Below are 25084 nucleotides of genomic sequence, written 5' to 3'. Positions count from 1 at the left end.
GTCACAATCTCCTCCATATTGAGTGTGTTCGGGGCACCGGTCAGGCGCCGAGTTTCGCGCCGCGCCAGCCAAGCGCGGCAGAGGCTTCCGCCGCACCTGCGCGAACGATCTTGATGATGTCGTCGAGGTTTTCCGCGAGCCGCTCCGCGGGGCCCGCGATGTTCAGGGCGCCGACGACCTTGCCCTTGGCATCAAGGATCGGAGCCGCCACGCCTGCCGCACCCTCGACCACGCCGCGTTTCGTCAGGGCGTAGCCAGCCGCACGGGCCTCCTGCACGCGCGCGACGAGCGCCGCCGCGTCGCTCAGGCCCTCGGCCTCCGCACGCGCCGCCTCGTCGGCAAGCAAGGCGTCACTTAGCCCGGTCAGGATTGCGATGCCGCTGCTGACCTGCACCGTACGGCGGGGAATTTCGATGTTTCGGTCGTAGCGGATTTCGCGGTCCGGCAGGATCTTGCAGAGGTAGCGCACATATGCGCCATCCACGACGGCGATGAAGCCGCTCTCCCTGGACTCCGCCACAGCCTTGCGGACTGCGGGCTCGCAACGCCGAAGCAGGGTTCCGGACTGCACATGCCCCGCGGAAACTTCGCCCGGCAAGCGTACCAGACGATAGCTGCTGTCCCCTTCCCGCTCGGCGTATCCCATCTCGACCAGCATCCTGAGCAAGTTGAGGACGCTGGATTTCGGTGCGTCGAGCGCTGCACTCGCCTCTGCCAGGGTGACGGCTCGCGTGCGGCCGGCAAGCCACTCGAGCAAAATCAGCACCCGTTCGGATCCTCGTCCTGAACTCATCCATTCCTCCCGATGGTCGTTCAGTATTCTGAACACGTTCATTATTTGAAATTGAGTATCCAACGAACGCCTTCGCGTCAAGCCACTCGGAGTGCGTCGGCGTGGCCGGCCGGCGGCTGTCCCGCGCCGCAGAGCGCGCCCTGGGCTCTTGCAAGGACCCGCCGAGGCGCCCATCCGAGAAACGGAATGGGCAAGAGAGCGCCACATCATCCCGTTGTTGTTGTTCAAGTTATCGCAAGTGCCGACCGTTCCGGCGGGAGGTGTCCGGAGCGCAGCAGTGCGCCCCGCCGCCGCCTTGCGTTGCGACCGTTCACCTGCGTGAAGTCGCGGCAGCACGGGATGAGATACCGTTGACGCCATCCATGTAGATCAGCTCACGCAAGGCCAGTTCTTCGCCTTGAGAGCGAATCTGCGTGACACCCACGAAGCCGCGCGGCACGAGCGCCCGTCTCCTGCGGCCTCTCAAGGATTGCAGGGACCTTTCATCCGGGCCCGCGCCGCCAACCGTGCCTCAGCATGCGGCCTCCAGACCGCGGAGGGCGATTTCCAGAACCGTGATTGCCCGCCGCCGAGCTTCCCCCACGAAGCGGGTGCTCAAACCCGAGACCGTCAACGCACCGCGAAACTGGCCTGCAGCGGGAAAAAACCGGCGGCCCGATTGCCGCGAAAGTCTTATTGCGGGTTGAGGCTGACCTTCCTCCGGGGATTGCACTTGGATGCTTCGGCGTTTTCTTCGCCAGGGCACCTACGAAACACCCGTCCAGCGGCTCCGGCACCCAAGCGGAGCCTCATGCCTTCCTCGACACCGACTGTCTTGAGGCATGGGCTGATCTCGCGGCAAGGGCAGCGCCGGTCATTGCCGGCACGTACGAAAAAGGACGCAGTCTCGCCGGCATCGAACGCCTGCCGGACGATCAGACCCAAATGCCTGGCGCCGGCCCCGGTCGAGTAGCGCCTCGCCTCATCACGGTCCGGAAAACCGAAGCTCTGCGTCGCCCCGGCAGGCCGCGGGATCGCGCTCTATCTGCAGCCCCGTCTCGGCGGCCTGCAGCGCAGGGTCACCTTCGGCCGCCGTATGCTGAACGCGGCCAGACAGAGGATAGGAGAGGGCCACGCGGCAAGCTGCGAGACACCCGTTTTCACGGCGGGTGGTTCGCCGCGGCGCACGCTCCCACCGGCAGTCCGGCCGCGACCTGCAAGCGTCGCCGCCACGGCCGACCTGAGGCGAGGTCATCGCCGGGGGGCGACGGCCCTTCAAGGCGCACCTGGTCCGCACGCCCGCAGGCACGCACTGGCAGTGCAGCAGACTGCGGCGACATTCCGAGCACGCGGCATCAACACAACCGCTGGCGAACGCTCTGCGGGGGGCATCGCAGGAGCGCAGACATCACCCCTTGCCGAGGGGACACTTCATCATGATGCACTCCATCAATCCCGCAACCGGCGCGGTCCCCGCAGAGTTCGCGCAGCATGACGACGCCAAGATCGAGCGCGGCCTGACGACCGCGACGACGAGACCATCGACAGCAACGCCAGCGGGTCCGGCGTCGTGTTCGATCCGCTGGGCGTGGTTCTGGCAATCATACCTTGGACCTACCTGATCTGGCGGTTCTTCCGCGTCACCGCACCGGGGCTGATGCGGTCGCTGCTGATTTCCTCCTCGAAAGTCGTCGGGATGATCGCCGACGACCGGCCCGCGCCAGTGACCCTGACCCTCTCGACGCAGGACGGGCAGATCGTCGCCGCGCAGCCCGGTTCCGGCTTGAGCCCATGTCGTAGCGCTCGCCGGCGAGGATCACGACCGGAGGGCCTTCGGCGGCAAGGATCTCCACGGCTTCCAAGACCGGCATCCATCGCCCGTCCGCAAGGACCGTCCACAACGGCGGCGGGTCCTCGGCGAGGTGGCTGCGCGCGAGCCGGTTGATGATGAGCCCGCAGCATGACGTCCCGGTTGCCGCGGTAGGTGGCATACACGTTGCGATCCTGCCGATCGCCGCCGCGCGCCACCCGCCATTGGCCAGTGGCGCTCTCCGGGTCCATCCAGCCGGCGGGCGAGATAGGGTCTGGGGCCATGGCGACACCCATGACCATTAGGGGCGCGGTGCGGTACCGTCCGAGCCGGGGCTCTTCAGACCGGGGTGCGCATTTCGGAGGTCGCAAGCTGCGCGACCGCGGGTCCAGGGGGAAGCGCGCGCCGTCGGTCGCCGCCCACTCGGAATTTTCGGACGCCTTGGCAAAGGCACTGCGGACGTGCGCAGCGTGGAAGCCCTCTGGCACCGCGCTCGATCTCCTCGGCGGCGGGCCGGGGTCGCCTACGCAAGTGGTGCAGTCGACACCGAGCGCCGACAGTTCCTCGAAGAGCCGCCTCCGTGCGAGCTATGCCCGTGCCGAGGGCGATCCCGGCACCGGAGAGATTTTCACCCGGTCCGGCACGCTCATTCCACGGGCGCGGGCCGAGGATGAGCGGCGTGAGCGCCGACAGATAGAGGCCGATCCCGCATACCAAGCGCGGCGCATTGCCCGGTTCGAACGATAATCCCATCGCCCGGACCACCGGTTCGACCGTTGCGGTCAGCGTGTCGGAACAGCCGGTCTCCACGCGGTAGTCGACCACCGCGGCCTCTGTCGGCAAGAAGCGCGTCGAGGCACTCTTTTCCGGTGCCATCTTGCCGATGACCGCGCGGTCGGTGACCAGCACCCCGGCGGGCGGCGCGCCCCACCCCGGCAACCTCGGGGATCGCCACCGAGGCGGGTTGGCCAAACATCGCACTTTCGGCCTCTAGCCCGCCGACACCCCAGCCCATGACATCGATACCATTGCTCATCGGCGTGGGGTTGTCGCCGCGTTGATGCGAAACTCCCAGGCATCCGGGAGTCGCGGCGTGAACCCGGTGGGGTCAGGGCCCAGCGTGACGACGCCTGGACCTGCCCGCCGCCCCACGACGACCGGGAAGACCTGTGACGACGTGCAAGCGGCGCGGATCGCTGCTCGTCTGGCGGGACGGGACCATGCCCTGGCGCGCGCCCAAAGGCGGCTGGCTGAAGCTCCCGGCAGACGAGGGGATCGACCCCGCTGCCGGCGATGGTGCCTTCGACACCTCTCTGCGCCACTCGGCGATCCCAGCGCGCGGAGGCGCGGGACTGCTTGCGATCCGCGGGAACCGACGCCTCTGGACCGAAGCCTGCCCGGCGGCGCTCGCGCGCAACGCCCTTCTGCGGGCAACGCGGCGCCTCGGCCGGACGAGCCGGAATCGACGGCCCCGCTACCGTGCCCGGAGAAGGATCAGGGCGACGATGAGGGTCCTCAAGCGCTTCGGCGAGGGATCTATTCGAGAGACCCCGACCGCCAGACCGCGGAAATTCACATCCGTATCGCTCTCATGAACCGGTTCAACGGCCTCGGATCCGCCGGGACAAACCGCGGGGCCCGAACCAAGTTGGGAAAGGGGGCATCACGTCCTGACCACGACTTCTGCAGCAAAGCCGATCCGAACGCCCGACAATTCCCGGCCATATCGCGCGAGAGCACGATGCGCTTCAAGTGGTCAGGCGGCGCATCGCCTGCTGCGATCCCCATCAGGACCGCACCGATCCGGCCTATCTCCATCAGGTGATGCGGTTGATGGAAGCGCGCCCCGGAACTCGGACGCTCTGCCAAGCTTGCCGCCCACGATGACGCGGAAGAGCAGCGTGGCTGGCAAACGAAGGAATTCCAGCGCCGAGCCCAAGGCGACGGCAACGCTTGGGGCCATCCGTGGCGAGCTGGTGGCAAAGCAAGGCCTGCTTCCGACGCTCATCAACACCTGGCAGCGGCAGGCTCCCGAGGGCATGTCCGCTTTCTTCTCCGGCAGGGTCGAGGGGCAGGCAGCCTGGAAGGCGGGCGAGATCGAGAAGCTGCGCGCCAGAATCGGCCGGTTGGTGGTGGAGCGGGGTTTTCCGGCCAGAGGCGAGAGATGATCGAGCCGGGTCACAGGGTGCGGTCGATCACCCGGCAAGGCGCGATGATCGGGCTCGGCCGGTCGGCATGGTGTTGTCCGGGCCAGAGGGAGAGGCGGCATGCCCCAGGAACGTCGGGCCTTGCTGGCAGCGCGCGACGCCGCGATCGGCGCTCGGCGCAACGCGGAGAAGACGATCCGCGGTCTGCTTGCCCGCCTCGGGGTGCGAGGTCCGGCTGGCCCCCGACCTTGCGAGGGCCGCTGACACCCAGATCTCGGGGGACACGACGCCTTGGCTCCCCCCGTTCCGCCACTTCCGGCGGCGCGCCCGGAAGCCCTGCCACGGGCAGCGGCGCTGACCAGAGAGCTGGTCCGGCAGGTGAAGGGGTCCGACGCTTGCAGGCACCTGCTGACCCTGCCCGGCGCGGGACCTGTCACGCCCGCGGCCTTCGTCGCGACAATAGGCGCCCCGGCGTGCTTCGCGAAGGCGCGCCCGGTGGCGGCGTCTTCGAGGCGCGGGAGCCATGCGCATGTCCGACACCTGCCCCATCGGGACGCGGCACACGGTTGCCGCGTCGGCCAGGGCGGCAGGCACCGGATCGATCCCGCGAGATCTCCCTGCGGAGCTGACCGGGTGCCGCGCGGATCACCCGGGGGCGTCCGAGCCTTGGACCCCGAGACGAAGCCGCGTCGTGGATGACTTCGGAGAGAACCTGAATTCCCATCCGGCGAGGCGTCCTCTACCTCGTGGCGATCACGGATCGGGCGCGCCGGGTGGTCCTGGCGGCTCTCGAACACGATGAACATCGAGCGCCCGCATTCGGCACCTGGGCGCAGAACACCGGTCGAGGTTCATCAGCGCCCTGACCCCTACGCGGCGCCATGATCAACAGCCGGGCTTGGCAGCGCCGCAATCCTGTCCGGAAAAATGGGGGACACCTCATTTGGACCGGCGCTTGTCATGTTTCACCGGCGTCCTGCGCTGTTACCGTCCGGGGATGCAGGCGCGTATACGTCCTGTCTTTCAACGTTTCTCTGAACCATTCGGCGTCCTATCCTCGATTCTCGAGCAGCCAATCCACATCCAGCAAGGCACGCGCGCCGACGTGGGCGCTCATCGGTCCTGCCGTGACGCACAGGTCGAGCGGACGCCCCTGACCGTCGCGAACGGCATGCCGTTTCGTGGTCGTGCCGCCCTTGGCCCGTCCAATCAGGTGGCCACGCCCGCCATTTCAGCGGCCAGACCGGGCGCCGTTCGGTGAGCCTTCGGGGAGGCCCCGGCGATCATCGCGGCCTCTTTCCCGCCGCGCTCGGCAGCCAGCCCCGCCATCATTCTCGACAAGAGGCCCTTGTTCGTAGCCACTCGCCACCACCGCCTCCAATGGTTGTAGTGCGGCGTACTCTCTTGGCCTGTCTCGCCAGCGCAACCCATTATGATCGGGGAAGATAATCCTGCATTGCACGACCAGATCAACGGGCCCTGACCAAAAGGCGATGCATTTCGTCCGGAGCGCCGCGCTCGACACAAGTCTTGCAAGCGACGAACAGGACAGGGTGTGCTGCCTGACGCGCGAAACGCTGCCCGAGGGGGGGGAGCTTCCACGCCTGCGTCGAGGATTGACTGAGGCCGGTCTGCTCGATGACCTCTTCCCTCGCGCAGCGCGACGTGGTGAGCGCGGAGGACCTCGGTCGGGCGACCTGGTTGCCCGATCCCCTGCGCACGGCAGCAAGGCACGGGTCCGGGTCACGGCCCTGCCGCGCAGCCTCCATCTCGCAGGGCATCCGCGCCGACACGCTCCTCGAGCTGCCCGTCGCGCCCGGCGTCCCTCACTGGGAACTGGGCGTCGCGGGAAACGGGCCGCTGCGAGCCCGGTGGGCCGCCTTCTGTTCGCCCCCTCCCTCGGCGCGGGGCTGACCCGTGGAACGCCATCTGCCGGGACGCTTGCAGCGGCGGCAGGGCGCTGGTCCCCCCAGAGAGCCCATAGCGGACGCAACACGCCGCCATAGGCCCATGCTCTGGCTTGTGCCCTCGCAAATCGCATCGCGCGCACGCATCCTTGCGCGCGCAAGGGAGGGAGTCGCGATGAACACGATCAGAGGCGAGGACATCACCGAGACGATCCGCGCGGTGCTTCAGTACATCGCCGTCTATCACGCGCCGGACTACATCCGGCGGCTCGCCGATGCCTACCGCCGCGAGGAGAGCCCCGCGGCGAAGGACGCGATTGGCCAAATCCTGCAAAGCGCGCGAATGGCGGCGCTTGGCAACCGGCCGGTCTGCCAGGACACGGGGATGGTGACCGTGTTCGCGCGTCTCGGCCAATCGGCCACGATCTCCGGCGACCGGACGCTCGAGGAGTGCATCAACGAGGGCGTCCGTCTTGCGTATCTCGATGCGGGCAATCCGCTGCGCGCGTCGATGGTGGCGGACCCGATCTTTGCCCGCCGCAACACACGCGACAACACCCCCGCCGTGACACATGTCGAAAGCTGCCTCGGCGACCGGCTCGACCTGATGGTGGCGGCAAAGGGCGGCGGCTCGGAGAACAAGGCGCGCTATGCCATGCTCAACCCCGCCGCCTCGGTGGCCGACTGGGTGGTCGAGACGGTTGCGGGGCTCGGGGCCGGCTGGTGCCCGCCCGGCGTGATCTCGGTCGGCGTCGGCGGCAGCGCCGAGAAGGCCATGCTGCTGGCCAAGCGCGCGCTGATGGACGAGATCGACATGCAGGAGTTGATCGAGCGCGGCCCCGCGAGCCCCGAGGAGGAGCTGCGGATCGAGCTTTACCATCGGATCAACGATCTGGGGATCGGCGCGCAGGGGCTTGGCGGGCTGACCACGGTGGTTGACGTGAAGGTCTCTTCCTACCCCACCCACGCCGCCTCCAACCCGGTGGCGCTGATGCCGCAATGCGCCGCCAACCGCCATGCCAAGGTCACGCTTACCGGCGAGGGGCCGGTCTACCTCGATCCACCCGACCTCTCGCTCTGGCCCGAGATCGATGGCGGGGCGGCGGAAGGCACCCTGCGCCGGGTGAACGTCGACACGCTGACCAAGGCGGAGATGGCCGACTGGCAGCCCGGCGAGACGCTGCTGCTGAGTGGGCACATCCTCACCGGGCGCGATGCCGCACACCGGCGGATCCGCGAGATCCTCGCGCGCGGCGAGCCGCTGCCCTTCTCGTTGCGCGGCCGGGTGATCTACTACGTCGGCCCCGTGGACCCGGTCGGGTCTGAGGTGGTCGGACCCGCCGGCCCGACGACCTCGACCCGGATGGACGGCTACACGCAGATGATGCTCGATCAGGGGCTGCTGTCGATGATCGGCAAGGCCGAACGCGGCGCGGATACGATCGACCGGATTGCCAAGGCCGGCGCAACCTATCTCATCGCCGTCGGCGGTGCGGCGGTGCTGGTGTCGCGGGCCATCCGCGCTGCACGCATGGTCGCCTTCGAGGATCTCGGCATGGAAGCGGTGCGCGAGTTCGAGATCCGCGACATGCCGGTAACCGTGGCGGTGGACAGCAGCGGGCAGTCGGTGCACCGCCTCGGCCCGGCGCGCTGGCGCCGAGAGCCCACCGTCTCCGGGGCCTGAAAGCGCTCCCCGAACGTCAACCTGCGGGGCCATAGACTGAGCATATGGCCCCCATGACAAACCCGTATTTCCGCAGGTCCGCCGCGATGCGGCACTGTGCAGACCAAGGCGCCCCCAAAGCGCAGACATCTACAGAAGGAGAGCGCGGTGCTTCAGCACGTTGAAGAGGACTTTCAAGACATTCGTGACGCGGTGCGCGCGCTCTGCGCCCAGTTTCCCGACGAGTACCACCGCAAGATCGACGAGGCCCGCGGCTACCCGGAAGACTTCGTCGACGCGCTGACCAAGGCAGGCTGGATGGCCGCGCTGATCCCCGAGCAATATGGCGGCTCGGGGCTGGGGTTGACCGAGGCCTCGGTGATCATGGAAGAGATCAACCGCGCCGGCGGCAACTCCGGCGCCTGCCACGGCCAGATGTACAACATGAACACGCTGGTGCGGCACGGCTCCGAGGAGCAGCGCCGCCGCATCCTGCCCAAGCTGGCCTCGGGCGAGCTGCGGCTGCAGTCGATGGGCGTGACCGAGCCGACCACCGGAACCGACACCACCAAGATCAAGACCACCGCGGTGAAGAAGGGCGACCGCTACGTGATCAACGGGCAGAAGGTCTGGATCAGCCGGGTGCAGCATTCCGACCTGATGATCCTGCTCGCCCGCACCACGCCGCTGTCCGAGGTGAAGAAGAAATCCGAGGGGCTGTCGATCTTCCTCGTCGACATCAAGGAGGCGATGGGCTCGGGCATGGAGGTGCGCCCGATCCCCAACATGGTCAACCACGAGACCAACGAGCTTTTCTTCGACAACCTCGAGATCCCCGAGGAGAACCTGATCGGCGAGGAGGGCAAGGGCTTCAAGTATATCCTCACCGGGCTCAACGCCGAGCGCACGCTGATCGCGGCGGAATGCATCGGCGACGGCTACTGGTTCATCGACCGGGTGTCGAAATACGTGACCGAGCGCGAGGTCTTCGGCCGCCCGATCGGCCAGAACCAGGGCGTGCAGTTCCCCATCGCCGAAAGCTATATCGAGATCGAGGCGGCCAACCTCATGCGCTACAGGGCCTGCGCGCTCTTCGACGAGGGCAAGCCCTGCGGTGCCGAGGCCAACATGGCCAAGTACCTCGCCGCCAAGGCGAGCTGGGAAGCGGCCAACGCCTGCATCCAGTTCCACGGCGGCTTCGGCTTCGCCTGCGAATATGACGTCGAGCGCAAGTTCCGCGAGACCAGGCTCTACCAGGTCGCCCCGATCTCGACCAACCTCATCCTGTCCTACGTCGCCGAGCATGTCCTCGGCCTGCCGCGGAGCTTCTGATGACGCTGCCCCTCACCGGCCTCAAGGTCGTCGCCGTCGAGCAGGCGGTGGCGGCACCCTTTGCCACCTCGCGCCTCGCCGACGCCGGGGCCGAGGTGATCAAGATCGAACGCCCCGAGGGCGATTTTGCCCGCGGCTACGACGATGTCGCCGCCGGGCAGTCGAGCTATTTTGTCTGGCTCAACCGCGGCAAGACCTCGGTGGCGCTCGACCTTCGGTCCGAGGGCGGACGCGCGGAACTGGCGCGGTTGCTCGCGGATGCCGACGTGCTGGTGCAGAACCTCAAGCGCGGCGCGCTTGGCCGGCTGGGGTTCACGCCCGAGCGGCTGGCCCGCGACTACCCCCGGCTCATCACCTGTTCGATCACCGGCTACGGCGAAGGTGGCCCGATGGCCGACCGCAAGGCCTACGACCTGCTGATCCAGGCGGAATCCGGTCTCTGCTCGATCACGGGCGGCCCCTCGGAGCCGGCGCGCGTCGGCATGTCGATCGTCGATGTTGCCACCGGCGCCACCGCCCATGCCGCCATCCTCGAGGCGCTGATCGCCCGCGGCATCACCGGCAGAGGGGCGGCGATCAGCATTTCCATGTTCGACGTGATGGCCGAATGGATGACCGTTCCGCTGCTCAACCACGAGGGCGGCAAGAGCCCCAAGCGGGTCGGCATGGCGCATCCCTCGATCTCTCCCTACAGCGCGTTTCAGACACGGGACGGGCAGCTCATCCTGATCTCGATCCAGAGCGACCGGGAATGGCGCATGCTCTGCGAACATTTCCTGCAGCGCCCGGAACTGGGCCGCGACCCGTGCTTTGCCACCAATGTCGCACGGGTCGCCAACCGGCCCGAGACCGATGGCATCGTCGCCGAGGCCTTCGCCCGCATGACCCACGCCGAGGCCATGGCCGCGCTGGACAGGGCGGATGTCGCAATGGCATCGGTAAACGATATGGCCGGGCTCTCCGCCCATCCGCACTTGCGGCGGATCGAGGTCGACACGCCCAATGGCCCGGTCTCCTATCCCGCGCCCGCGCCGCGCGTGGCCGGAGAGACCCGCGGTTACGGCCCGGTCCCCGGCCTGCCCGAGCCACATCTGGAGACGGAGAAATGACGATGACCGGGACCGGGACGCATCCGCAGATCGACATCGGGGCCCTGCGTGGCTGGATCGGCCGCACCGAGACCCGCTCGGAACTTCTCACTCCGGCGTTGGCGGAGCGGTTCAACGCCACCTTCGCGCGGCGCGGGCCGCTGGACGAGGGTGCAGAGGCGCCGCTGCTGATCCACCTCTGCCTCACCCAGCCCGCGGTGCCGGCGGATGAACTCGGACCGGACGGCCACCCGGCGCGGGGCGGCTTCCTGCCGCCGGTGCCGCTGCCCCGGCGCATGTGGGCGGGCGGCGCCTTTGCCTTCCACCGGCCGTTGCGCATCGGCGCCGAGGTCACGCGGCTTTCGACGATTCGCGACGTGGTGCTCAAGCAGGGCCGGACCGGACCGCTCTGCTTCGTCACCGTCGAGCATGAGATTTCCGATGCGGATGGCCCGGCGGTCACCGAGCGGCAGGACATCGTCTATCGCGGCTTGGGCGCGGCAGGGTCGAAGGCAGAACCCGCCGCCGCGGCGCCCGGCGAGCACAGCAAGGGGATCCGGGCCGACCCGGTGCTGCTCTTCCGCTACTCTGCGCTCACCTTCAACGGCCACCGCATTCACTACGATCAACCCTATGTCACCCAAGAGGAGGGCTACCCCGGCCTCATCGTCCACGGCCCGATGCAGGCGACGCTGCTGGCGCAATATGCCGCTGACCTGCGCGGCGCGGTGCCATCGGAGTTCCGCTTTCGCAGCCTGTCGCCGCTTTTCGACACGGCGGATTTCTCGCTCAACGCCCGCGACACGGCCGACGGCCTGATGCTCTGGACCGCCCGCCCCGGCGGGCCGATCGCGATGGAGGCCTCGGCGAGATGGTGACGCTCGAGACGCTGCGCGCTCCGCTCTTTGTCCCCGCGAGCCGCCCCGAACGCTTCGCCAAGGCGGCGGGCTCAGGCGCGTGCGGAGTGATCCTCGATCTCGAGGATGCCGTCGCGGCGGATGCCAAGGATGCGGCCCGTGCGGCACTGGCCTGCGGGTTCACCGACCTGCCCGTGCTGCTACGGATCAACCCTGCCGGGACGCCCTGGCACGAGGCCGACCTCGAGGCTGCCGCCACCCTGCCCTTCGCCGCGATCATGCTGCCGAAGGCCGAAGACCCCGAAGCGATCGGACCACTCGCGCGGCGAACCGGACACCCGATCCTGCCGCTTATCGAAACCGCGCGCGGCCTTGCCGCGGCGCGCGAGATTGCCGCCTGTGCCGATGTGGTGCGGCTCGCCTTCGGCTCGATCGACTTCTGCGCCGACATCGGCTGCGAGCACCTGCGCGAGACGCTGCGCCCGGTGCGGCTGGAGCTGGTCATCGCCTCGCGCCTCGCGGGCATCGCCGCACCGATCGACGGGGTCACCACCGAGTTTGCGGACCCGACGCTCACCGAGGACGACAGCCGCCATGCCCGCAGCCTCGGGATGACCGGCAAGCTCTGCATCCACCCGCGACAGGTCGCGCCGATCCGCACCGGCTTTGCTCCGACGGCGGCCGAAAGGGACTGGGCGGCGCGCGTGCTTGCCTCGGGAGATGGCGCGGTGTCGGTTGATGGCGCGATGGTCGATGAGCCGGTGCGCCTGCGCGCCCGCGCGATCCTCGCAAACGCCGGGTGAGGTCAGCCGGGCAACTTGCGCAGCACCCGCACCACATGCGGCTGGACCAGCCGGTAGGGCGGCGCGCCGGCGGCGGTCTCGGCCCAACGCAGGAAGTCGCGGGCCACCGCCTCGGGATCGGCGTCGATCACCGCGCGTCGCGCCGGATCGGCGGCGCAGAGATAGGTCACGAAGGCATCGACCGAAGCGAAGCGGCTGATCCGGTCAAGACGCGCACTCTCGACCGTTTCGCAATGTGCGGCCGCAGCGAAGCGGTCCAGCGCCTCGAGCGCGCGGGCGCGCACCTCGCTCTCGTCATCGACCCGGCGCATCGCCTCGAAGAAGCTGCCCTGCGCCATGGGCTCGATCACCAGCAATACGCCGCAGGTCCGTAGCAGCCGCCACGCCTCGTCGAGCCCGGCCGCCATGAGCCCGTCCGGCAGGTGATGCAGGGAATTGAGGAAGATGGCCGCGCCGAAACTGCCGGGACGGGCGGGGATGGCCTCTGCCCCCGCCTGCAGAAACTCGGCCCCCGGCGCGCGGCCGCGGGCGATCTCCAGCGCCTCGGCCTGCGGGTCGATCCCTGTGACGGCATAGCCGCGGCGCACCAGCGCCGCGGCAAGGTCGCCCCTCCCGCACCCGACATCGAGCACCCGCCGGACCTCCTCGGCGGCAAGCACGCCGAGGATCTTCGCGATGACGACGCTGGCCTCGGGCGTTGCGCCCTGCCCCGTCGCCTGACGCGTGGCGTCAAGCATCTTGCGGCTTGGCATGGGCTGTCTCCTTTGGCTTCGGTTGGCGCCTCAGACGGTGCGACCGCCGTCGACCTCGAGGATCACCCCTGTGATGAAATCGGCCTCGTCCGAGCCAAGGTAGAGCGCGGCATTGGCCACGTCGCGCGGCTCGGAGAAACGGCCCATGGGGATCGTCGCGAGGAACTTTGCACGGTTCTCCGGAGTGTCGGGCATGCCCATGAACTGTTCGAGCAGCCCGGTGACCCCCATGACCGGCGCGATGCCGCAGACGCGGATCCGGTCCGGTGCCAGCTCGACCGCCAGCGACTTGGTCATGATGTTCACCGCGCCTTTGGAAGAGTTGTACCACGTCAGGCCGGGCCGCGGCCGGATGCCCGCCACCGAGCCGACGTTCAGCATCACCCCGCCGCCCTGCTTGCGCCAGAGCGGCACGCAGGTCTTGGTCATGTGGAAGATCGACAGCACGTTGATGTCGTAGATCCGCCGGAAGGTCTCTTCGTCGGTGTCCATCAGCGGCCGGTTGGGATTGGTCCAGCCGGCGTTGTTGACCACGATGTCGAGGCTGCCGAAGGCCTGGACGGTCTGCGCCACCGCCGCCTCGACCTGATCGGCCTTCGACACGTCGCAGGTGACCGCGATGGCGTTCTCGCCAAGCTCCGCGGCCACGGCGCGCGCGCCCTCGGCGTTGAGGTCGACCACGGCGACCTTCGCCCCCTCGCGGATGTAGACCTCGGCGATGCCCTTGCCGAAGCCCGAGGCCGCGCCGGTGATCATGGTTGTCTTGCCCTTAAGTCTCACGTCTTTCTCCTAGCCATGTCTTTCGGGCCGGCCCCCACGGGCCGGCACAGTCGTTTGATCTCTCTGGCAGTCCCGGCCGATCAGCCGTGGTTGTTCACGACCGTCTTGATGTGGGAGAACTCCAGCAGGGCCGCGAAGCCCTTCTCGCGGCCGTGGCCGGACTTGCGGATGCCGCCGAAGGGCAGCTCGACCCCGCCGCCCGCGCCGTAGCCGTTGATGAACACCTGCCCGCAGCGCAGCGCCTTGGCGACACGCTGCTGCCGGGCCCCGTCGCGGGTCCAGACCGCCGCGACCAGCCCGTAGTCGGTGCCGTTGGCGATGCGGATCGCCTCGGCCTCGTCGTCGAAGGGGATCATCGCCAGCACCGGGCCAAAGACCTCCTCCTGCGCGATCCGGGCCTCGGGCGCGCAGGGCCCGAAGATGGCGGGCGCCACGTAGTAGCCACTCTCGGGTGCCTCCGCAGCGATGCCACCGCGGGCGATCAGCGGCGCGTCTGCATCGGCGATATAGCCCTCGACCCGGCGCTTCTGCTTCGCCGAGATCAACGGGCCGAGCACCGCCGCCTCGTCCGAAGCGCTGGCCTCGATGCCTTCGAAGATGGTCTTCAGCTCGGCCACGACCCGGTCCCAGAGGCTGCGGTGGACCAGCGCCCGCGAGCCCGCCGAGCAGGTCTGCCCGCCGTTCTGGATCAGCGCCTTGACCACCACGGGGATCGCCGCTTCAACGTCGGCATCCTCGAACAGGATCTGCGGCGACTTGCCCCCCAGCTCCAGCGTGCAGCCGATGAAGTTGCGCGCCGCCGCGGTCTGGATCATCACCCCCACCTCGGGCGAGCCGGTGAAGGAAATGAAGTCGATGCCGCGATGCTCGGAGAGCGCCTTGCCGGCGATCTCGCCGCGCCCGGTAACGATGTTGAGCGCGCCGGGCGGGAAGCCCGCCTCGACCGCCAGCTCGCCGATGCGCAGCGCCGTGAGGCAGGCATCCTCGGCAGGCTTGAGCACGGTGGCATTGCCCATCGCCAGCGCCGGGGCGACCGAGCGGCCGAACATCTGCGCCGGGTAGTTCCAGGGGATGATGTGGCCGGTCACGCCATGCGGCTCGCGCTGCACCTCGACGTTGTAGCCGGGCTGGAAGGGGATGATCTCGCCGTGCACCTTGTCCGCGGCGCCGCCATAGAACTCGAAGTAGCGCGCAGTCACTTGCATGTCGGCGCGGGCCTGCACGATGGGCTTGCCATTGTCGGCGGTCTCGAGCTGCGCCAGGTCCTCGGCGTGTTCGAGGATCAGAGCAGAGAGCTTCAACATGAGCCGGCCACGCTCGGCCGCCGAGAGCTTGCTCCAGGCACCGCCGTCGAAAGCGGCACGGGCGGCCGCGACCGCCGCATCCACGTCCTCGGGGCCGCTGTCGGCGATGGTGGTGAAGGCCAGGCCATCGAGCGGCGAGAGCACCTCCATCTCGGCCCCCGACGCAGCGGGGCGGAAGTCACTGCCGATGAGGTTGAGCGGCTTCGGCAGCACGAGGCTGCGCTTGCTGACGGGGAAATCTTTCATGCGCTTTTCCTTTCCGGATCGAGCGAGCCTTCACTGACCTCGCCGCGTTCGATGACCAGCGTCCGGCTGGCAAAGCCGCGCAGCAGCGAGGGATTGGATTCCGTGATGATGAGGGTGATGCTGCGATCGCTGTCGCGCAGGGCGCGCAGCGCGTCGGCGTAGCGCAGCGCCAGCGCCGGGGCGAGGCCCTGAAAGGGCTCGTCCAGCATCACCAGCCTTTTGCCCAGCATCAGCGCCCGCGCAAGGGCGACCATCTTGCCCTGCCCGCCCGAGACATTGCCGGCGGGGCGGCCCGCCATCTCCTTCAGTTCGGGCAGGATGTCGTAGACCTTGTCGAGCCGCCGCTTCGTCTCTGCCGCGCCGAGCCGCGCGGCATCGGCGGGCAGAAGGATGTTCTCCTCGACGGTGAAGGCCGAGAACAGCCGCCGATCCTCGGGCGAATAACCGATCCCCAGACCCGGCCGCTTCGGCGGCGCCACCGAGGTCAACGGCTTGCCGTCGAAGAGGATGTCGCCGCGAACCTTGGTAAAACCCATGACGGTGCGCAAGAGCGTCGTCTTGCCCGCGCCGTTGCGCCCGATCAGCGCCAGCGTCTCGGCGGGCTCTATGCGGAAGTTGAGGTCGCGCAGGATCTCGATGATGCCGATCGAGGCGGTCACATTGCGAAATTCCAGCATCAGGCCACCTCCTCGCCGATGACGTCCCGGATCACGTCGGGATGTTCGAGTATCTCCTGCGGCGTGCCGCGCAGCTGCACGTTGCCCGCGTTCCAAACCGCCACCTCGTCGGCATGGCGGGCGACGATGCCCATGTCGTGCTCGACGAAGACCGAGGTCACCCCGGCCTCGGCCAGCGCGCCGACGAGGATCTCCATCACCTCGTGCTTCTGCGACGAGGCCACCCCCGAGGTCGGCTCGTCCATCAGCAGCAGCCGCGGCTTCAGCGCCAGCGCCACGGCGATGTCGATCAGCTTGCGCTGCCCTTCCGAGAGCTCGACCACCACCCGGTCGGCCACATCCGTGCAATGCACGAGGTCGAGCAGGTGCATCATCTCGTCCCGCTGGCGGATGTTGTGCAGGTTCTGCAGCGGGTTGCGCAGCCCCTCGCGCGCTGCCGCCGAGATCAGCAGGTTCTCGAGCGCGGTGTGCTCGGTGAACAGCTGCGGGATCTGGAAGGCCCGCGCCACGCCGCGCCGCACGATCTTGCGCGGCGGCAGCGGGGTGATGTCCTCGCCCTCGAGGAACACCTTGCCCGAGCGCGGCTTGATCCAGCCCGTGCAGATGTTGAGGAACGTCGTCTTGCCCGCGCCATTGGGGCCGATGATGGCAAGATTTCGCCCCGCCTCGATCTGCATCGAGACATTGTTGGCTGCTGTCACCCCGCCGAACTTGATCATCAGCTCGCGGGTTTCGAGCAGCGGTGGCTTGGCGGTGCCCGCCTTGTTGGTCGCGGTCATCGTGCCTCCTCCGCGGTGGTGGCGCGGCGCTTGCCGCCACGGTGAATGAGCCCGTCGGCGATGCCCATGATTCCCTTCGGCGCGAAGAGGATGATGACCAACAGGAAGCCCCCGAGCAGCATCTGCCAGATGTCGCCGGCGAAGGCAGAGGCATAGACCCGCACGATCTCGTAGATCAGCGCGCCGATGAAGGCGCCGCGCACCGAGCCCGCGCCGCCCAGAACGGCGATGAAGACCATTTCGGCAGAGCGTACCCACCAGACGTATTCCGGCGTCACCACGCCTTGGGTCATCGCCATCAGCGAACCGCCAACACCGCAAAGGACGGCCGAGAGCAGGTAGCCCGAGAGCAGCACCCGTTTCGGCGAAAGGCCGAGGTATTCGAGCCGCGTCTCGTTGGTCTTGAGGCTCTGGAAGATCTGCCCGACGGGCGAGACGAACCAGCGCAGGGTGAGCCAGCCGAGCAGCACCATCAGCGCGATCGACAGGTAGAAGATCACCGCCTCGAAGCCCGACCGCTCCAGCACCATGCCCAGCACCGTCGGGCGGGGCAGGCGAATGCCGTCGGCACCGCCGGTGACATGATAGAACTTCTCGAGGATGGACCAGAAGATCATCGAGAAGGCCAGGTTCAGCATCCCGAAGAAGATGCCCCGGTAGCGCACCACGAAGAGCCCGACCAGAAGCCCGCTCAGCGCCGCGCCGAGCACCCCGGCGACGAGCACGAGGATCAGGTCCGCCCCCGGCAGCGAGGCCATCAGGAAGGCCCCGGCATAGGCCGAGATGCCGAAGAACAGCGCGTGGCCGAAAGAGACTTGCCCGGCCCGCAGCAGCACGGTGACGCCGAGCACGGCGATGCCCTTGGCCAGCGCGAGGTTGATCAGCAGCTGCATCGACGGGGCGATGAAGGGCACCGCGGCCAGCAGCAGCACCGCCAGCAGCGTCAGCAGCGCGCGCAGCGAGGGCATGCCGCCGGATTTCGCGGCGCGCCGCGGGGTGGAGTGTTGGGAGATTTCGCTCATGTCGCGTCCTCAGATCTTGCGGGCGACAGGGCTGCCGAAGAGCCCCTCGGGGCGGACCAGCAGGACCAGGACCATGATGAGATAGGGCACGAGAACGGCGACCTCGGGCCAGACGTAGACGGCGAAGGACCGCCCGAGGCCGATCATCAGCGCCGCGATCGCGGCTCCGCCGATCTGCCCCAGGCCGGCGGTCGCGACCACGGCGAAGGAGAGCACGATCATGTCCGCGCCCATGCCCGGCAGAATCGAGGTGGTGGGCGATGCAAGCGCGCCTCCGAGCCCGGCCAGCACCGCGCCGACGACAAAGGTGAAGAGGAACACGCGGTCGGCGTCGATGCCGATCGACTGCGCCGCCTCGCGGTCCTCGGTCGTGGCCAGGATGAGCTTGCCGATCACCGTGTGGCGCAGGAAGAAGCGCAGCCCGATCAGCAGCGCGATGGCGACCAGCGGCAACAGGATCAGCTGGTAGACCGTGTAGGTCACGCCGAAGATCGTGACGTTGCCAAGCGCCTGGAGCGCGCTCGCCTGGAAATATGGCTGGGTGCCCCAGACCAGCCGCTGCACGTCCTCGAGGATCATGAAGACGGCGAAGGTCACCAGCAGCTGCAACACCTCGGGCTTGTCGTAGATCCGCCGCAGCAGCAGCCATTCGATCGGCCCGCCGAGCAGCACGCCGACCAGCACCGCCGAGACCAGCATCAGCGGGAAGGCGAAGACCGGCGCGAAGCCGAGCGCGAGGAAAAAGCCGGTCAGCGAGACCGTGGCATAGGCGCCGATGGCGTAGAGCGAGCCATGGGCGACGTTGAGGATACGCATCACGCCGAAGATCAGCGTCAGCCCCAGCGCGACGATGAAGACCAGCGCCGCGTAGGAAATGCCGTCGAAGAGCGCGAGCAGGAAGATGGTCAGGTTCATGGGACCGCCTCTTGTTGGTGGGCCGTTCCGGGTGGACCCGGAGAGCGCCCGCGGCGCTCTCCCTGACCCAGTCGGATGAGTGATCCGGCACAGGTGCCGGATCGCGCGGCCTCAATTGTCGTAGGTTTCGACCGCCAGCCCGTCGACGAAGCTCGCATCAAGTCCCTTGATCCAATCGGTCGAGGTCTCTCCGACCGGCGGCAGCAGCCCTTCGCCGTCGAAGATCATGATGTTCTCGAGCGTCGCGAAGGGGTACTCGCCGGTTTGCGCGCTGGTGCCCATGAGCTGCGACTCCACGCCCTGATGGTCTTCCCGCAGGTGCAGCGTCCGTCCCAGCCCCTGGAATTCGAGCCCATCGAGCGCCGCCAGAAGCTGGTCTTCATCCGGCCAGTCGACACCGTTGTCGGCGATCGCCTTCTCGTAGGCGGTCTTCAGCGCGGCAAAGGCCTGGCTGGCGTGGAACACCGAGTAGACGGGGATGTCGCCGGTGGCTTCCTTGTACTGCTCCATGAAGCCCTTGAAGTCGGGATCGTCGCGGCGCTCGGGGTGCAGGAAGTAGTGATCCCCGCGCGCCCCGACGACGTGACCCGCGGGCAGGCTGCTGCCGAGCCGTTCCAGCGAGCTTTCCGCCAGCGGCAGCACGAAGGTCGAGGTGTTCATCAGCCCGCGCTGGAAAGCCTGCTGCACGAAGGTGTCGAGATCGCCGCCCCAGGACGTCGAGAGCACCACGTCCGGCCGCAGCGCCTGCAGGCGCGAGATCTCGGTCGAGAAGTCCGGCGCACCGAACTTGGGGAAGAACTCGCCCACCACCTTCACGCCCGGCTTCATCGCCTCGAGCGCGGTGTGGAAGATGTCCCAGCTGTCCCGGCCCCAGGCGTAGTCCTGGTTGACCACGGCGATGGTCTCGAAATCCGGGTGCGTCTTCAGCAGGTAGGCGACCGCCGCAAGCATCTCGGAGGTGGCGTTGCCCTGCGGGCGGAACACGTAGTCGTAGCTGTGCTCCTCGAAGATGCGCTGCGTACCGCAGTCCCACATCAGGTTCGGCACCTTCAGGTCCTCGGCCAGCGGCGCGAGGGTCTGGCAATTGCCCGACGAGATCGAGGCGAGCATGACCTCGGCACCCTCGGTCTGCGCCACGCGGCGGAATTCCGAGGTCAGCGCCTCGGCACCCGCGCCCTCGTCGATGTAGGTCACCTCGATCGGCACGCCGTTGATGCCGCCTTCGGCGTTGAGGTTGGCGACGAAGATGTCCATCGCGTCGCGCGCCGGCACTCCGAAGACCGAGGCCGGGCCGGTCAGGAACGTGGTCATGCCGATTTTCAGCGCGGCGGGCTTGTCCGCCGCCATGGCGGTCAGCGGCAGCGCCGCCAGGAGCGCCGATGTGGTCAGTAGCTTCTTCATTGGTGGTCTCCTCCCTGAGTCCGTCCCGATCAGCGGATCGCGATCGGGTTGATGATCATCTGCACGGCGCCCTGCAGACGGGCCTGCCCCAGCACGAACAGGAACTCGTGCACGCCGTCGTCGGCGAGCGCGCGGGTGTCCATGTTCTCGAGGATGTAGATGCCGTGTTCGGGTTGCAGGATCTGATGCGCGCGGAAGGCGTCTCCCTCGGTCTCGGCCGGCACCACTTCCATGCCCCAGGTGTCCGCGCCCACGGCCATGACGCCGATCTCTGCAAGGTATTCCGCCCCGCTCACGCCGACACCGGGCTCCTTGGCACCGAAGCGCTGCGGATCGGGCGCGTCGCCGTCGAGAAGGTCCATCCAGTTCGAGTTGAACAGCACCACGTCGCCCTCGCGCAGCTCAACGCCCTGCGCCTCGGCGGCGGCCTGGATGTCCTCCTTGGTGTAGGCGGTGCCTTCCTCGACCATTTCGGTGCCGTAGTAGGCCGCCATGTCGAGCAGCACACCGCGCCCCACGAGACCCGGCAGTTTTTCCAGCCCCAGTTCGGTCAGCCCCGACGCCGGGGCGAAATCGCCATAGGTCCGGCCGCCGTAGTAGACATGATCGACCCCGGCGTGGCCGAGCCCGTCGATCTGAGGCCCGATGCCGAGCCAGCCCATGAAGATGTCGTCGTTGTAGGTGAAATTGTTGTTGCCGAGCCCGGAATTGCCGTTCTGTCCCGGTTGCAGCACGGTCAGTGACAGGCTGCGCGGCGGAAAGGCGGGCGTGTCGGGCCCGACGATCATGCCAAGGCTATAGACCTTGCCCTCGGTCACCAGCTCGGCGGCCAGCTTCACCCGCTCGGGCGTCATCAGGTTGGCTGCACCAAGTTCGTCATCGGCGCCCCACGGGCTCTGCACCCAGTCCTGCGCCGCCACGCGCTCCCCCGACACCGCCAGAAGCAGCCCCGCCGCGATCAGGCCAAGCGCGCCGCTCACTGCGCCACCGCGGACGGCGCGCACAACTTTTGATTGAGTACCCATAGCTTCCTCCCAGAGCTTGAGATGTGAGAAAGCCTAGGGTCAGAAGGCGAACCGCCGCCAATACCTTGGCGCACTTCCGGTCATAGGTTTATGCTATGCCCCAAGGGAAAGGTATTCCGGCGCGCGCCCGAAGCCTTAGCCTGAGCGTCGGAAGGTGCCGCTCTGGCTTTTGGGAGGAAACAAGGATGAAGATCGAGGCTGCCGTGCTCCTGCACGGGGGAGTTGAACGCGATTTCGACGCTGCGAAGGCATTGGAGGTGCGCGAGCTCGACCTTGCCGCCCCCGGGCCGGGCGAGGTCCGGATCCGTGTCGCCGCCGCCGGCGTGTGCCATTCAGACCTGTCGGTGATCAATGGTACCCGGCCGCGCCCGGTGCCGATGGTGCTCGGGCACGAGGCCTCGGGCTATGTCGAGGAGGTCGGCGCGGGCATCGACGATCTTGCCCCCGGAGACCACGTGGTCTGCATCTTCGCGCCGGGCTGCGGCAGCTGCCTGCCTTGCGCCGAGGGACGTCCGGCGCTTTGCACCCGTGCCGCGAAGCACCACGCGGTGGGCGAGCTGATGACCGGGCACCGCCGCCTGTCGATGGAAGGCGCCGCGGTGAACCATCACGTCGGGGTGTCTGCCTTTGCCAGCCATGCTGTCCTTGCCCGGCAATCGCTGGTCAAGGTCGAGGTGGATCTGGCGCCGCACATCTCGGCGCTGTTCTCCTGTGCCATGCTCACCGGCGCGGGCGCGGTGTTCAACACGGCGCGGGTGACACCCGGCGCGAAGGTCGCGGTTTTTGGCCTCGGCGGGGTCGGCCTCTCGGCGGTGCTCGGGGCAGTGGCGGCAGGCGCGGGCGAGGTCATCGCCATCGACCCGTTCGAGAGCAAGATGCAGACCGCGCTGGAGATGGGAGCGACACGCGTGGTGAAGGCGGATGCGCATACGATCGAGGCGGTGCGCGACGCGACCGGCGGCGGTGTCGACGTGGCGCTCGAGCTTGCCGGATCGACCAGGGCGCTTGAGACCGCCTGGGGCTGCACCTGCCGGGGCGGCACCACCGTCACCGCCGGACTGCCGCATCCGGACGCGCGGATGGCGCTCAACGCGCTGCAACTTGTCGCCGAGGAGCGGACGCTGAAGGGCAGCTACATCGGATCCTGCGTGCCCCAGCGCGACCTGCCGCGGATGTTCTCGCTGCACGCGCAGGGCAAGCTGCCGGTCGAGAAGATGCTGACCCACCGGCTCAAGCTGCACGACATCAACCGCGCGATGGACCAGCTCGATCAGGGCACGGCGATCCGCCAGGTGATCGAGTTCGACGGATGATCGACATTCGCCAGCTGCGCTACTTCCTTGCCATCGCCGATGCGCCGTCGATCTCGGCGGCGGCGCAGAACATCGGCGTCGCGCAGCCCTCGCTCTCGCAGCACATCCAGCGCATGGAAGAGGAGCTCGGCGTCAAGCTGATGGACCGCTCGCCGCGGGGCACCCTGCTGACCCAGGAGGGGCATGTCTTCGTCGAGCACGCGCGGCGGATCTGCGACAGCCTCGACCGCTGCATCGCCGACATGCGCGAGCTGGGCGGCGTGGTGCGGGGCAGGGTCGGCTTCGGCATGCCTCCCTCCTGCTCGATGGTCATGTCGGTGCCGCTGGCCGAAACCGTGCGGCTCGAACTGCCCGAGGTCCGGCTGCGCGCGGTGGAGGCGATGAGCGGCTACCTCAAGACCTGGATCGAGGACGGCACCGTCGACATCGGATTTCTGTACGACCTCACCGATGCCGGCCACCTGCGCGCGACCCATGTCATGGACGAGGAGTTGTTCTTCTACTCCGCGCCCGACGCCTGGCCGTTGGACACGCCGCCAGGCACCCCCGTGCCCCTTGCCGAGCTGCAACCGCTCGACATGATCCTGCCCTCGAACGGTCTGCGCAACACCATCGAGGGTTACTGCAGCAAGGCCGGGATCAAGCTCAACGTGGTGGTCGAGATGGACGCGATGACGCAGATCAAGGAACTGGTCGCACGCGGCTCGGGCTACACGATCTTCGCCCCGGTCGCGGCGCAGGATTTCGTCCAGCGCGGCGAATTGCTGCGCGCTCCCATCGTCGCGCCCACGATGATGCGGCCGGTCTACCTGGTGTCCAACCCGGCGCGGGTCATGACACGGGCCTGCCGGGCGGTGGAGCAGGTCACGCTCGACGTGGCGCGCGAGTTGGTGCAGCGCGGCATCTGGGAGGGCTCGCTGGTCTGACACGCCGCGACTTCACGCGCGGATCAGCGCTCCGATCTCGCGGGCTGGGACGTTCTGGGGATCGGCCTCGATCCGCTCGGCCAACGCAAGCAGCGGCGCGGCACCGGCCCCCAGAACGGTCCGGGCCTTCTCGGCGACGCGCTGCATCAGCTCGCCCGGCGGAACCGGAGCGGCAAGATCGTGCGTGTAGCCGATCCGCGTGCCGTCGCGCAGGATCAGCGTGCCCGCTCCCTGCTGGTCGCCAAGCGCCGCGTCGCCCGTGACCTCCACCCTGCACGCGAAGGCCGCCAGCTCTGCATCTCCCGCCAGAGCATCGGTGTAGAGCCCGCCGTCGCCCGTTTCGAGCCCGCGGAGCACCATGCCCGCAAGCCAGGCATAGCTGAACTTCACCTCGAGCCCGGTGCGCGGCGCCTTCAGATCGCAGACCCTCAGCCAGCGCGGATTGGTCCGCACCTGCAGCCTCTCGACCTGCGCGATGTCGATCCGCCCGGCAATCCCGCGCAGTCCCTCGATCATCGCGTGCAGACCATGGCAGCAGGCGTGGAACTTGTACCGGTTGTCCATGAAGCGCATCTCGGACAGCCCGCCAAGGAAGCGGCCGGGCGCATCCGCATGGGTCTCGACAAAGCCCTGCTGGCCGAAGATGCCGTCGTCGGCCGCGCTCAGCCCCAGCCCGGCCAGTTGCGCGGCCTCGACGCCATTCGACGCGGCGATCCCCGCGTTGAGCGGTTTGCCCATGGTGCCGAACTGGCTCTTGAGCCCGGAGGCCCGCGTCGCGCAGAGGCTGAGTGCGACGCGCATCTGGGCGGCCTCGAGCCGCGCGAGCCGCCCGGCGGCGACGGTCGCTCCGAAGGCCCCGGCGGTCGCGGTCTGGTGAAAGCCGCGGTTGTAATGCGCGACCCCGAGCACCCGCCCGATGCGGATCGCGCTTTCCGCGCCGACCAGAAACGCCGCGGCCAGCGCGGCAGCGCTCTCATCCTGCGCCTCGGCCATGGCGAGCGCGGCGGGGTAGATGCCGACTGAGAGGTGGCCGACGTGGTCGAAATGCGTGTCGTCATAGTCCAGCGCATGCGAGATGGTGCCATTGACCATCGCCGCCATCCGCGCGGGGACGCGGCCGCCGCCGAACACCGAGGCGACAGCCCCCCCGCCCTGCTCCGCCGCGGCGAAGGCACGCATCCTTGCCGCCACCGGCTCCCCGGCCCCGGCGATGCCGCAGATCAGCCAGTCGAGAAGCGAGACCCTGGCCAGCGCAAGCGCCTCTGCGGGGCAGCGCTCGGGTGACAACGCCGCCAGCGCGATCAACTGGTCGAGCGGGTCGGCGACAGCGGGTTGCGACGTGGCGAGAGTTGCTTCGGACATGCGGCGACCTTTCATTCTTCACCGCCACCATCCCGCCCGCCTGCGTCCTTAGCCAATAGCTCTTGGCTCTGCCGGCTATCGGCCGAAGTTCTGACCGGCAGATCGCCTGTGGGCCGTTCGCCGCCCCGGCCGAGCCCCGGGGCGGTTTTTGCGGGTGTTTTTCACGTCACTCCGGCGCGGATGAGGACGGAGATTGCGGTTTC

The 25084-nt window shown here is 68.2% G+C and carries 20 protein-coding genes and 2 pseudogenes; 9 read left to right on the top strand and 13 right to left on the bottom strand.

What is annotated here, in order from left to right:
• Positions 1-40: 40 nt before the first annotated feature.
• Entirely contained in the window at positions 41-835 is a 795-nt protein-coding gene (locus IQ782_RS22110) for an IclR family transcriptional regulator (protein WP_194136846.1), read from the bottom strand.
• A gap of 2393 nt (positions 836-3228) precedes the next feature.
• Entirely contained in the window at positions 3229-3657 is a 429-nt protein-coding gene (locus IQ782_RS30420; RefSeq protein ID WP_420832685.1) for an aconitase family protein, read from the bottom strand.
• Positions 3658-3835: 178 nt separating this feature from the next.
• Between IQ782_RS30420 and IQ782_RS29905 the strand changes: the two are divergent.
• Together IQ782_RS29905 and IQ782_RS22100 are read left to right on the top strand one after the other, a co-directional pair.
• A pseudogene (locus IQ782_RS29905) lies at positions 3836-4221 on the top strand (transposase); the annotation flags it as partial.
• A 262-nt stretch (positions 4222-4483) separates the two neighbouring features.
• On the top strand, positions 4484-4750 hold the full coding sequence (locus IQ782_RS22100) for a hypothetical protein (RefSeq protein WP_194136844.1): 267 nt from the start codon (positions 4484-4486) through the stop codon (positions 4748-4750).
• Positions 4751-5716: 966 nt separating this feature from the next.
• Here the strand turns inward: IQ782_RS22100 and IQ782_RS29900 are convergent.
• Positions 5717-6179, bottom strand: a pseudogene (locus IQ782_RS29900) (transposase family protein); the annotation flags it as partial.
• A gap of 632 nt (positions 6180-6811) precedes the next feature.
• Here IQ782_RS29900 and IQ782_RS22095 point away from each other — a divergent pair.
• The 5 genes from IQ782_RS22095 to IQ782_RS22075 all read left to right on the top strand — a co-directional run bounded on the left by IQ782_RS22095 (position 6812) and on the right by IQ782_RS22075 (position 12379).
• Positions 6812-8320 (top strand): fumarate hydratase, encoded by a 1509-nt coding sequence (locus IQ782_RS22095; protein ID WP_194136843.1) that lies wholly within the window; start codon positions 6812-6814, stop codon positions 8318-8320.
• Between the two features lie 147 nt (positions 8321-8467).
• Positions 8468-9631: an acyl-CoA dehydrogenase family protein gene (locus IQ782_RS22090; protein ID WP_194136842.1), complete on the top strand. Its 1164-nt coding sequence runs from the start codon at positions 8468-8470 to the stop codon at positions 9629-9631.
• Complete coding sequence (locus tag IQ782_RS22085; protein WP_194136841.1) at positions 9631-10740, top strand: CaiB/BaiF CoA transferase family protein; 1110 nt, start codon at positions 9631-9633, stop codon at positions 10738-10740. The genes IQ782_RS22090 and IQ782_RS22085 overlap by 1 nt, the downstream gene beginning before the upstream one ends.
• Positions 10737-11597: an HTD2 family dehydratase gene (locus IQ782_RS22080; protein WP_240989481.1), complete on the top strand. Its 861-nt coding sequence runs from the start codon at positions 10737-10739 to the stop codon at positions 11595-11597. Before IQ782_RS22085 ends, IQ782_RS22080 begins: the two co-directional genes overlap by 4 nt.
• The gene (locus IQ782_RS22075) at positions 11591-12379 is read left to right on the top strand and encodes an HpcH/HpaI aldolase/citrate lyase family protein (RefSeq protein WP_194136840.1); all 789 of its coding nucleotides are present in this window, start codon (positions 11591-11593) and stop codon (positions 12377-12379) included. Before IQ782_RS22080 ends, IQ782_RS22075 begins: the two co-directional genes overlap by 7 nt.
• 2 nt (positions 12380-12381) lie before the next feature.
• On the opposite strand, the gene IQ782_RS22070 is transcribed toward IQ782_RS22075, so the two are convergent.
• From IQ782_RS22070 to IQ782_RS22030, 9 genes are all read right to left on the bottom strand, one after another.
• On the bottom strand, positions 12382-13131 hold the full coding sequence (locus IQ782_RS22070; protein WP_194136839.1) for a class I SAM-dependent methyltransferase: 750 nt from the start codon (positions 13129-13131) through the stop codon (positions 12382-12384).
• A 30-nt stretch (positions 13132-13161) separates the two neighbouring features.
• Positions 13162-13911, bottom strand: a complete 750-nt coding sequence (locus IQ782_RS22065) for a glucose 1-dehydrogenase (protein ID WP_194136838.1) — start codon at positions 13909-13911, stop codon at positions 13162-13164.
• An 80-nt stretch (positions 13912-13991) separates the two neighbouring features.
• A complete protein-coding gene (locus IQ782_RS22060) occupies positions 13992-15461 on the bottom strand; it encodes an aldehyde dehydrogenase family protein (protein WP_194136837.1) in 1470 nt (489 codons plus the stop codon).
• Positions 15458-16138 carry an ABC transporter ATP-binding protein gene (locus IQ782_RS22055; protein WP_194136836.1) on the bottom strand — a complete coding sequence of 227 codons (681 nt, stop codon included), beginning with the start codon at positions 16136-16138 and terminating at the stop codon, positions 15458-15460. The genes IQ782_RS22060 and IQ782_RS22055 overlap by 4 nt, the downstream gene beginning before the upstream one ends.
• Complete coding sequence (locus IQ782_RS22050; protein WP_095883093.1) at positions 16138-16917, bottom strand: ABC transporter ATP-binding protein; 780 nt, start codon at positions 16915-16917, stop codon at positions 16138-16140. Before IQ782_RS22050 ends, IQ782_RS22055 begins: the two co-directional genes overlap by 1 nt.
• Entirely contained in the window at positions 16914-17939 is a 1026-nt protein-coding gene (locus tag IQ782_RS22045) for a branched-chain amino acid ABC transporter permease (RefSeq protein ID WP_194136835.1), read from the bottom strand. Before IQ782_RS22045 ends, IQ782_RS22050 begins: the two co-directional genes overlap by 4 nt.
• Before the next feature lie 9 nt (positions 17940-17948).
• Positions 17949-18854: a branched-chain amino acid ABC transporter permease gene (locus IQ782_RS22040; RefSeq protein WP_194136834.1), complete on the bottom strand. Its 906-nt coding sequence runs from the start codon at positions 18852-18854 to the stop codon at positions 17949-17951.
• Between the two features lie 111 nt (positions 18855-18965).
• Entirely contained in the window at positions 18966-20255 is a 1290-nt protein-coding gene (locus tag IQ782_RS22035; RefSeq protein ID WP_194136833.1) for an ABC transporter substrate-binding protein, read from the bottom strand.
• Between the two features lie 29 nt (positions 20256-20284).
• Positions 20285-21280, bottom strand: a complete 996-nt coding sequence (locus tag IQ782_RS22030; RefSeq protein WP_194136832.1) for a cyclase family protein — start codon at positions 21278-21280, stop codon at positions 20285-20287.
• A 185-nt stretch (positions 21281-21465) separates the two neighbouring features.
• Between IQ782_RS22030 and IQ782_RS22025 the strand changes: the two genes are divergently transcribed.
• Entirely contained in the window at positions 21466-22593 is a 1128-nt protein-coding gene (locus IQ782_RS22025; protein ID WP_194136831.1) for a zinc-binding dehydrogenase, read from the top strand.
• A complete protein-coding gene (locus IQ782_RS22020) occupies positions 22590-23519 on the top strand; it encodes a LysR family transcriptional regulator (protein WP_194136829.1) in 930 nt (309 codons plus the stop codon). The genes IQ782_RS22025 and IQ782_RS22020 overlap by 4 nt, the downstream gene beginning before the upstream one ends.
• Positions 23520-23531: 12 nt before the next feature.
• Here IQ782_RS22020 and IQ782_RS22015 read toward each other — a convergent pair whose 3' ends face one another.
• Positions 23532-24881: an MmgE/PrpD family protein gene (locus tag IQ782_RS22015; RefSeq protein ID WP_194136827.1), complete on the bottom strand. Its 1350-nt coding sequence runs from the start codon at positions 24879-24881 to the stop codon at positions 23532-23534.
• Between the last annotated feature and the right edge of the window lie 203 nt (positions 24882-25084).

This window comes from Salipiger mangrovisoli, assembly GCF_015223355.1.
GTDB classification, from domain to species: domain Bacteria; phylum Pseudomonadota; class Alphaproteobacteria; order Rhodobacterales; family Rhodobacteraceae; genus Salipiger; species Salipiger mangrovisoli.
Note: the sequence above shows the minus strand (reverse complement) of the source record. Positions and strands in the feature narration are given on the sequence as shown.